Origin of the sequence: Cryobacterium sp. Y62, from assembly GCF_002929785.1 — a bacterium.
Classification (GTDB): domain Bacteria; phylum Actinomycetota; class Actinomycetes; order Actinomycetales; family Microbacteriaceae; genus Cryobacterium.
Map to the genome: position 1 here is coordinate 1 of NZ_PJJK01000054.1, position 9,460 is coordinate 9,460.

Genomic DNA, 9,460 nt, shown 5'->3' on the forward strand with positions numbered 1-9,460 from the left:
ATTTCCGCGCCCGGTAGGCCGCCGGCGATGACCATGCCGGACCGTTCGACGAATCCGCGTGCTTTCATCCGGTCGGACTCGCTCGGCAGGGAGAGGAGGTCGCTCATCGTGTGTGAAATCATTGCCAGGCCCACGCCGCGTTGACGGTTGAGCCGGGTGAGGGCGTCGACCCGGTCGACCATGCCCGCTCCCGCGCGCAGTGCCCGCCAGAGCTCGTCGAGGACGACGAGGTAGTGGCGGCGTGGTTCGAGGCCGGCGTCGGCGAGGGCGTTGGCGATGTTCACGGTGCCAAACCCCGCCGACCAGCAGGCGAGCAGAATTGCGGCTTGCATATCGGTGTCGGAATCCTCGATCGAGGACACGTCATAGACAACGGGACGATCCCTCATCATCGGAACGTCGGTGGGGTGGGCGAAGGTCTCCCCCAAGCGCCCACCCGAGGTGAGGCTGATGAGTGAGGCCTCTAGCTCTTCTGTGATCTTCTTGTACCGCTCAAGGTCGCCACGGTCCAGGGCCACCGCGCGCACTTCCGCGGGGGCTTCCTGAATCACGCGCAGTAAGTCGCCGAGCACCGGGACTCCCCCGTTGCGTTCGTCGAGGACGGTGAGGGCGCGGTCGATGATGGCTTCCTCGCGAGCAGAGGGTGGGTCTTTGCGCAGGATCGTGAGGAGGGCGGACACCATCGTTTGCCGGCGTCCGTGAGCGTCGGCGAGCACCATGTGCCGTTCCTTCTCTTTACCGGCGAGGCGTAGCCGTTCGGCGGCGGCGGTGGCTTCGCCGGGATCGAGGATGTTCAGGTGCCCGCGGCCACGGCCGAGGGTGATGACCTGTCCACCGAGAGCGCGGATCATGTCGACATAGTCGGGCTTCAGATCGCCCAAAACCAGCGGCAGGTTTCCGAATCCTGCGCCGCCGGCGGCCATCCGTCGGATGAGCGTTGATTTGCCCAGGCCCGGCAGGCCGAGCACAAACACGGAGGGGTTCGAGATGAGGCCGGCGTCCTGAAACCAAGAAATGGGGTCGGCGCAGACGGTCGCCCCGGTGAAGAGTTGCAGGCCGATCGGTACGCCGATCATCGGGGTTCCTGTTCCGACAGAGAAGGGATGCAGGCCGCACACTTGCACGGTCGTTCCGCGCCATTCATCGGCCGGCTGGATGACGGTGGACTCACCCCGACCACGCCCCAACCAGCCTCGGGGACCGGGGCGACGGACCGGGGGCTTCTTTTCCTTGTCTGCCTTCGTCTGCTTGGCCGTGGCCAGCTCGCGTGGCTTCGATTTGAGTTTCGAATTCGCGGCCTTGCGCCGGGTGGAATCGATGGCGGGCATTAGAGCTGCTCCCTAACCTCAGACGGAATCCGCACATGTTTCGGCAGGACCAGACCGAGCGGAAGTGCGGCCGCGAACGCGGAATCCTGAGAACCGTGCACGATACGAAGGCGCAGCCGGGCGGTAGCGGAGAGGTTGTCGATCGCGGCCTTCGCGTCGGCCTCGTGGGCGGCGCCTGTCACCGTGGCGGTGACGAGCATCCCGAAGTTGACCAGGCCAGCGCCCGACGCTTCCTCCTGCGCCGTGGCGAGAGCGGCCCGTGTTGCGGTCATACTTCGTGCTGTGGGTTTGTTTGCGGACTGCACATTGAACGTCGAGGCGCGCACGTCTGCCTCGACGATCGCCGCGGCCTTGGCTGCATCGATCGGCCGGTAGAGCAGCGTGACACGCTTCCGTGCGACGTCTCGGTGCGGCGCCAACAGGCGAGCCAGGATGCTTGAGGGGACGTTGCCGCGCGGGGCGCCGCTCATCATCCACGTCACCGACACGGCCGAATCGTGCCGGTAGGTGTCCCAGTTCGCCTGATGAGCTGTGGGGCCGACCTCGGGCCAGTAGAGCTCGGGTGGCTCACCGGCAGCGTTCGCGTCGTCGATGAGTCGTGCTGCAGCCGGGTCGTAGGCGACGCGGATGACTTCGCAGAGCTCTTGGGCGCTCAGCGGGCGCGTTGCCCCGGCGCCGGTTGAGGAGAGGCTTTGCGTGAGGCCGGGCAGGCGCGAGGCCAGCTCGCGGCCCATTTCATCGGGGGTGCGCTTTTTCCCTCCGACGCGGGCAGCGGCGTTGAAGGTGATGGCGACATAGGCCTTGATCGTCGCGGAACCAGCCGNAGCCGGGTACTGCCGCACCAGGTCATGCAGGATGCTCGTGGCAAATTCTGGAGCGTCTGGATCAATCCGACTGTTCACTTCGCGGCGGAGCCGCGTGCCCGTGTCGGGGGCCGTTTCAATCGTCACGGATACGGCCTCGATGCCGGGTTCGTCGCCGAGGCTGGCGAGCCACATGCCCCACTCGGCCACCCACACGTCGACCTGTTCGCGGTCGACGAGCGCTGCGCCGTCGGGCTCCGTCGCGATGACGACGGTGTAATCCGACGTCGTGGGGACCTGCAACAAGGCGAACGGGCGGTTGTAGCTATCGCGCCACTCCGTCAACGCGGAACCCGCGGCCAGGCCCGGCAGTTGAGCGGTGCCCCACTCGGCCCGTCCGAGCGGCCCCGACCGGTAAATATGCGTCCCCGTACTCTTAGTCACCATCCACCCAACCCGTGTGGTGGCCCGCATCAGCAGGCTCTGACCATGCTTGTCCTTGACCGCCACCGTCAAAAGGAACACCCCGAAAACGAGCGCCGTGACGACGCCGCTGACAATGTTCGAGGCCATCGTCACGATGACGCTGAAACCGGCCCCCACAAACAAAATCGCCGTACCGATTGACCCCAACCCCAGAAGACCAGCGGTCTTCGGTTTCGTCCAATTGCCGTAGCTGCGCGGTGCGCTATGCGTTGTCATCGAGAACCTCCTGCTTAGGAACCGCTAGGTCCAGTTGAATCATCGGCCGCCGACTGCACAGCACTCTTCGCAGCGACAGCAGCGCCCTGGGCAGCGGAGCCCGCCATCTGTGCGCCCACCACAAGGGGCGCAGCAGGCCCAGCCACAGCTGCTGCCCCACCGGCCGCGGCACCTCCCCCAGCTGCCGCGCCACCGCCGGCTGCCCCTGCACCAGATGCAGAGCTGCTCCCGGTGCCGGAGGGCGTCGGGGTGGGAGCCGAGGGCTTGCCGCCGCCGGGCGTGCTTGAGCCAGTCGGAGCATCGCTGCTACCGCCGCCGTTGCCGCTGCTGGTGGGGGTCGATGATGAGCTACTCATTCGTTTGATTGCTCCGCTGGCTAGGTCGCCGCCGATCGCGCCTGCTGCGCCAGCCAACGCCATACCGGCGGTGCCGCCGCCGGCGACAGCACCGGTCATGGGGGCGACGAATTTGAGGAGAGCGGGCAAAGCGATCAGGGCCATGAGCATCAGCGCGAGACCGGTGAGAATCGTCCAAATACCTCCGCCGTCATCCTTGAAAGCGTCCGTGCCGGTGAGGCTGAACGCCGCTGCATAGATGAGCGCGGCCGCGGGCTTGTAGAGAATGAAAGCGATCGTCCAGCCGATCACCTTCCCAAACCACTGCTTACCCATTTGCGTGTTCGTGAAGCTCGCCGTCAGCGGCAACACGCCAGCCAGGATGACCAGCAGCCCACCGCGAACGACCATGAGTGCAACCTGGACGTAGGTCATCAGAAGAGCAATCGAGCCCAGAATGAGGACCCCGATCAGCCCGATCGGTGAGCTGGCGGTAATCGCGACCATCGCCGCAACGTTCGTCCCGAAGCAATTGGATTCTCCGGCCGCTGACACATCACAGTCCGTAGCTCCGTTGAGAATCCAGATCGAGAACGCATCGGCAGCAGTCGTAGCGAGGGTAATAATTGCAAGCCCAGTACCCGAAACCACAATGAGGGTAATCAGTGACTGGATCAGATCCTTGCCCGGCTGTGCGCGCTGTTCCCACGCCATTCGAATCCCGCCGATGATCACGGAGAGAATCGCCAGGCCACCGACGTAATACCAGAGCGAGTTCTGTAAGAACCCGACGGTCGTCGATGATCCCCCGGGCGCATTCGCACCCAACAGCCCACCGACGAGCGCGGACGCACCCGAGATGAGCAAGGTCGCTATGAAAATCACCCCGAGGGTGCCCACATGACGAAAACCCTCACCACGACGGCTCCGAAGAGCGATAGTCGCGCCGAGGGCGATGATCGACAACACCGCAAGCGTGAGCCCGATGTACGTTACGTACCCGAGGATCGTTGAGAACTCTTCTGAGCCAGGGCTATTCGTGGGGAGCCTCGTCGTGCCGTCACCAGCGGTAAGAACGGGGGTCGGCACGGCGACCCACATCGTCCCAACACTCGCCAAAGCCTTCCCGAAACCTTCCAGAACACGGTTGGCCAGCTCTTGAACGGCATCGTTCGACGCTTTAGATACGACGCCGGTAACCCCTTCGCCAACAGCGCATCCGATGTCGAATATTGAACAAGCCATGTTTTACGCCCCAGACCAAGGGATGTAACCGCCCAAGTTTTCTACCTGAGCGGGCTGAAGGGGGTTGTTCCCCTCGGCATCTGTGACGCCCTTCCAATCTCCGCCTGACCACTGCAAGACGTTGGGGATGCTCACGAGTGCTCCGCTATTGGAAACCTGGAACACGAGATCCACTATCGTCTCGTCGGACGAATAGGAATTGATCTTGAATCCGGCGAGCTGCGCCCTAAAATTCTGGTCTCCTGGTGCGTTCTCGCCTGATTTTTCTCGTTCAAGTGCGGCATTCTGGCCAGGGCCGGGAACGAGGAACCGTTTGGAAAGTTCCGGTGCGAGTCTGTTGTCTGTGCCCATTGCCATGAGATTAATTGAGGCAAAAAGAGCACCCTCTGCAGTGTGTGCATAGCAACTACGGAATCCATCGTCGATGATTCCGGGCCCCGCGCCCTTTGGGTCAGCGGGTGCAGCAACAGTGCCTACCAGTTCCCACTTTGTGTCAGGAGCATTCGTCAACGTGTTCTCTGTGTCGAATCCCGGAAGGCTGCACACGCTCTTGTCGGCGGCGTCGCCGCTGGGGGCCGTCGACGTGGGGTTGCTCGTTGGTTGTGTGGTGTTATCGTCCGAGCCGCGGGCGAGAGATGTCAGGAGGACGATGATCGCGGCGAGGAGGATGATCCCGACGATGATGGCGGCGGCGATGAATCCCGGTCGGGAGAGTGGGTTTCTGTGTTCTGTGTTCGTCATGCGGTGCTCCTTCGCGCGATTGATACGAGTGTTAGGAGCCGGAGATGAATCCGACGAGTGCGGTGGCTGCGCCGATGATCATGACGCCGACGAGGATGCTGACGAATGTTTTGACGTGTTCTCCACCTTCGCCGCGTCGGGAGTTGAACATGAACATCACGGCGACGGCGATCAGTGCCAGGATCGCCGCGATCAAGCCCACCCATTTCGCCCAGGCAAGGATCGTGCTCACGGCTTCAAATCCGGGTGGGGCCAGTGGTTCCGGGTCGGGAAGTGCGGTGAAGAGCTGACCGACCGTGGTGAGGGCGTGTGCGGCTGTAAGGGAGAGGGACATTGAGACCTTTCAGTTGTGGGTGGGGGCGCTCGTCGGTGTGAGGGAGAGGTCAGTGAAGAGCTCCAGGAATTCTTTGGGCAGCGGAACCGTAGTGTCTGGGGGTCCGAGGCGCCAGGCGTTAACCCAGGGCAGGTTCCACACGCGGGGGACGCCGCCGGCGATGATGTGCTCGAGGTGGCGCAGCTCTTTAGGGCGACGTCTGGGGGCGTCAGCGATAAGTACCAGGCCGGCGAGTTGTATTCCGTCGCCTAATGTGTTCGCTGCCCACTCTGTGGCGGCGTGTTGCGCGGTGAGTAGGCCGGTGTAGTTTGTCCGTGCCACCAGGACGACGCGATGCGTTGTTCCGGCGGTGGTGGGAATTGGCCAAGCATGGTCGCAGGGCCGGGTGCCGGCTGTGAGAGCGGCGAGGGTAGATTCTCCTGCGCCGCCGTGGACGCCGAGCCACCAGAGCGTTGCTGGCCATGCTGCGTCGCGGCGCGGCAGCCGATCAATTGTGTCGGGGAGCGGGATGCCGGGTTGCGGCGCGGTCGCGCCGTGACGCTCGTTTCGTCGTGTGGGAACCGGCGCGGCGGTGTCGGGTTCGTTGGACGGGTTAGGGCCGATGAGCCACCGATTCGCACTCGGGCTCATACGGATTCCCCTCTGTCCTGATTCATGCTCATTCGCGTCACTCACATAGACTCGTGTTCTACCCCGCGTTAAGGGTTCTCAGCGTCCTGTATTCATAGTACCTATGTGATGCGTACTTATACTTTTATGCACTCATATACCTCTGTGGTCGGCTACGCTCGGAGGGTGGACGAGACACCAGCGCTGATGATGTGGCCCGACTCGATGTTGCGCCGCTACGGCGACATGTTGAGCGTGGCTGACGTCTCCTGCGTGCTGAGGTTGGAGCCGCGTAACGTTCGGTGTTTGCTCACCAGTAGTGATGTGGCCATCCGGTTGCCCGGGGTGAAGATCGGCAAGAGCTGGCGGATTGCCCGCGATCAGTTGCGCGCGTACCTGATTGGGCATCACAACGACGACTGTGCACTCCGTTCAGAGGACGACGAGAGAGGCCCCACGTCATGATCGAGACCGTTCCCATATTTCCCAGGATTGAGGCCACCGTTGCAGCCGATGCGACGGGAACCGTCGCGATCAACGGAGTGATGCAGTCGGTGGTCGGCGCGGATGAACAGGCGGTGCGGGGAGAAATTCTTACCCTCGTCACGGTGACGGCCACCGACATGGGCCGCCCCGTCCGGTTGAATACCCGGGACCGGCTCGGGGAACAGTTACTCGCGGTCTACCCCGACGGCCGCGTGGAAGCGCTCTCTGACCTCGATGCTTCGGCAGCGCTCGTCACGTCGACTCCAGCCGTCGCTCAACAGGCCTCGCCCGCGAAACCTGACCCGGATAGAGCTCAGCGTTCAGAAGGTCCAACCACCCGATTGACCCTCAACGACTTTCTGCAATCTCGGCCAGCCGCGGTGGCCGGCCCGGCCATGATGGGGTGGCAGGGTACTGTGCGTCGGCTGACGGGCGGCCTCGTCTCGGTTGGGCCCGGCGAGGCGGAGCTCACGCACCGGAGCGCGATTGATCGGGTCCAGCAAAGCCTGCGCGGACCTCGAACGGTCGTCGTCATCAACCCGAAGGGTGGCGCTCATAAGACCACCGCGACGTTGCTGCTGGCGGCGACGTTTGGCACCTACCGTGGCGGGTACACGCTGGCGTGGGACAACAACGAAACCCGTGGGACGCTGGGATGGCGGGCCCAGCCCGCCCGCCACAGCAACACAGCCGTCGATCTGCTCCGCGATCTTGAACGCTTCAATGACCTGCGCAGTGCCCGGGTCGGGGACCTCGACAACTATGTTCGCTCGCAGGGCTCCACCCAGTTCGACGTGCTCGCCTCCGACGAAGACGCGGCGGCATCATCGACGATCAACGGTCAGGCGTTCACTGAGTTGCACACCGCCCTGAGCCGGTTCTACCGGGTCATCGTCGTGGATACGGGCAACAACATGCGGGCCTCCAATTGGGAAGCCGCCCTCGACGCCGCCGATCAGCTCGTCATCGTCTCGACAATCCGTGAAGACACTGCAGCCAGCGCCGCGTGGCTTGTGGACGGACTGTATGAGAGGGGCCACGCAGAGAAGGTGCGTAACGCCGTCACCGTTCTCGCCTCCCCCTCCAAGGTGGCCGATGCGCAGCTGAACCGCCGGTTGCACGGCCACTTTGCGTCCCTGACTCGCACGGTGCTCGACGTGCCCCACGACCCCGCACTGGTCGAGGGAGGAACGCTGAGCTACGACGCTCTGGCCCCGGCGACGCGTGAAGCGTGGCTGCAAGTCACCGCAGCCGTCGCGGACGGCCTGTGACACGCGCCCTGGTCGCCGTGGTGTACCTCACTGCTGCCCTCGCTCTGACGGGATGCGTCGGCGCCACAGCGCCGCCGACCGTGGCCCCGCCGACGAGCTCCACCAGCACACCGTCGACACTGTCCGGAACCGCGGTGCCGGGCGCGCCCACCGATGACGCGAGCGTGCTGCCCGTGCCGGAAGCGGGAACGGACAGCCGCGCCGACGCGATCACCACAGTGGAGAAGGTCGTTTCGACGTTTGGGCAGCCGACACTTGATGCCACGACGTGGATGAACAACATGTACCCGCTCCTGACCCAAACGGGCGCGGCGGCCTATGAAGGAACTGATCCGGCGCAGGTCCCCGTGCACCAGGTCACCGGGGCGGGCACCATTCTGGACGGCTCCACCGAGGTCGCATTGATCGTTCAGGTTCCCACCGACGCGGGCCTGTACACCGTCAGCTTGAGCCGCTCGGGCGCGTCCGTGCCCTGGCTTGCTGATCGAATCCGACCCGCACAGGGATAACGATGGCTGACACAAAAGGGACAGGGGCGCTGATTCTCATTGGGGTGCCCGTCGCTCTCCTCGGGACGTTTTTCCTGCTGATCATCCTCGTGTTCTCTGGCACGGCCGTCAGTGCTGCCTGCAGCGAAGCGGCTGGCACGGTGAACCCCGAGACGGTGCCCACCGATCCCATAGCCGGCTATTCCGGCGAGCAGCTGGCCAACGCCGCCTACATCATGAACGCAGCCAGCACCCTCAAACTGGATCGCACGGCTCAAGTTCTTGGGGTGATGACCGCTATGGGGGAAAGCTCGCTCGTGAACGTTGGCTACGGCGACGACCTGACTGGCGTCACCAACCCGGACGGCTCCCCCACCAGCTCGCTGGGCTTATTCCAGCAGCAGTGGAGCCTGGGCTCATGGGGAACCCGCGACGCGGTGATGGACCCTACCCATGCCGCGACGGCGTTCTTTGAACGCCTGGTCGGCGTGGCCGATTGGCAGAGCCTTGCGCCCACCCTCGCCATTCACCAGGTGCAGGGCAACGCCGACCCGTTCCACTACGAAAGCTTCTTCGGCGCAGCCGACCAGATCGTGACCGCACTCGCCGGAGACGGTGACGGTGCCGCCGGTGGTGGCTGCGCCAGTGGCACTGTTGCTCTGCCGCTGAGCGCCGGTTTCAATATGACCGACGACTACGGCCCGAGGAAGAGCCCGATCGCGGGGGCGAGTAGTTGGCACCCCGCCTCCGATTTGCAGCATTACCCAAACCCTTGCGGTGACCAGATTTACGCGATCACCGGCGGAACCGTCACTCTCATTGCCGGCTACCAGGTCTCGATAAAATCCTCGGACGGCTACACCGTCTCCTACCTGCACATGAAACTTTCCGACGTGTCCGTCAAGGTCGGCGACGCCGTCACGACCGGCCAGCCGATCGCGCTCGTCGGCAACGAGGGACCCTCCACCGGGTGCCACCTCGACCTTCGCATCAACGCAGCAGGCAGCACGAACGAATCCATCAATGCCCTCCAAGCCGGGGAAGATCTCGGCGGCCCCCCTGCGTCTTCCGGATTTGTGAATCCGGAGGAATACTTCACCCTGTTCGGCATGGAATTG

10 protein-coding genes are annotated in these 9,460 nt (G+C 64.0%); 4 read left to right on the top strand and 6 right to left on the bottom strand.

The features are described from left to right. The 6 genes from CXY71_RS01040 to CXY71_RS01065 form a co-directional block, all read right to left on the bottom strand. The coding region (locus CXY71_RS01040; protein WP_104133875.1) for an ATP/GTP-binding protein at positions 1 to 1,328 on the bottom strand (1,328 nt) is incomplete at its 3' end. Further along, positions 1,328 to 2,833, bottom strand: coding sequence for an SCO6880 family protein (locus tag CXY71_RS01045; protein ID WP_199184134.1), 1,506 nt, complete (start codon positions 2,831 to 2,833; stop codon positions 1,328 to 1,330). The genes CXY71_RS01040 and CXY71_RS01045, both read right to left, overlap by 1 nt. 14 nt (positions 2,834 to 2,847) lie before the next feature. Continuing rightward, positions 2,848 to 4,413 carry a hypothetical protein gene (locus CXY71_RS01050; RefSeq protein WP_104133876.1) on the bottom strand — a complete coding sequence of 522 codons (1,566 nt, stop codon included), beginning with the start codon at positions 4,411 to 4,413 and terminating at the stop codon, positions 2,848 to 2,850. A gap of 3 nt (positions 4,414 to 4,416) precedes the next feature. Continuing rightward, entirely contained in the window at positions 4,417 to 5,154 is a 738-nt protein-coding gene (locus CXY71_RS01055; protein ID WP_104133877.1) for a hypothetical protein, read from the bottom strand. A gap of 31 nt (positions 5,155 to 5,185) precedes the next feature. Further along, complete coding sequence (locus tag CXY71_RS01060; protein ID WP_104133878.1) at positions 5,186 to 5,488, bottom strand: hypothetical protein; 303 nt, start codon at positions 5,486 to 5,488, stop codon at positions 5,186 to 5,188. Positions 5,489 to 5,497: 9 nt separating this feature from the next. After that, entirely contained in the window at positions 5,498 to 6,118 is a 621-nt protein-coding gene (locus tag CXY71_RS01065) for a DUF6668 family protein (protein ID WP_199184135.1), read from the bottom strand. A gap of 165 nt (positions 6,119 to 6,283) precedes the next feature. Between CXY71_RS01065 and CXY71_RS01070 the strand changes: the two genes are divergently transcribed. The 4 genes from CXY71_RS01070 to CXY71_RS01085 form a co-directional block, all read left to right on the top strand. Continuing rightward, positions 6,284 to 6,562, top strand: a complete 279-nt coding sequence (locus CXY71_RS01070; RefSeq protein ID WP_146072698.1) for a helix-turn-helix domain-containing protein — start codon at positions 6,284 to 6,286, stop codon at positions 6,560 to 6,562. After that, entirely contained in the window at positions 6,559 to 7,854 is a 1,296-nt protein-coding gene (locus tag CXY71_RS01075) for a cobalamin biosynthesis protein CobQ (protein WP_104133880.1), read from the top strand. Before CXY71_RS01070 ends, CXY71_RS01075 begins: the two co-directional genes overlap by 4 nt. Next, positions 7,851 to 8,363 carry a hypothetical protein gene (locus CXY71_RS01080; protein ID WP_104133881.1) on the top strand — a complete coding sequence of 171 codons (513 nt, stop codon included), beginning with the start codon at positions 7,851 to 7,853 and terminating at the stop codon, positions 8,361 to 8,363. Before CXY71_RS01075 ends, CXY71_RS01080 begins: the two co-directional genes overlap by 4 nt. Positions 8,364 to 8,365: 2 nt before the next feature. Continuing rightward, on the top strand, positions 8,366 to 9,460 hold a 1,095-nt coding region (locus CXY71_RS01085; RefSeq protein ID WP_104133882.1), incomplete at its 3' end, for a M23 family metallopeptidase.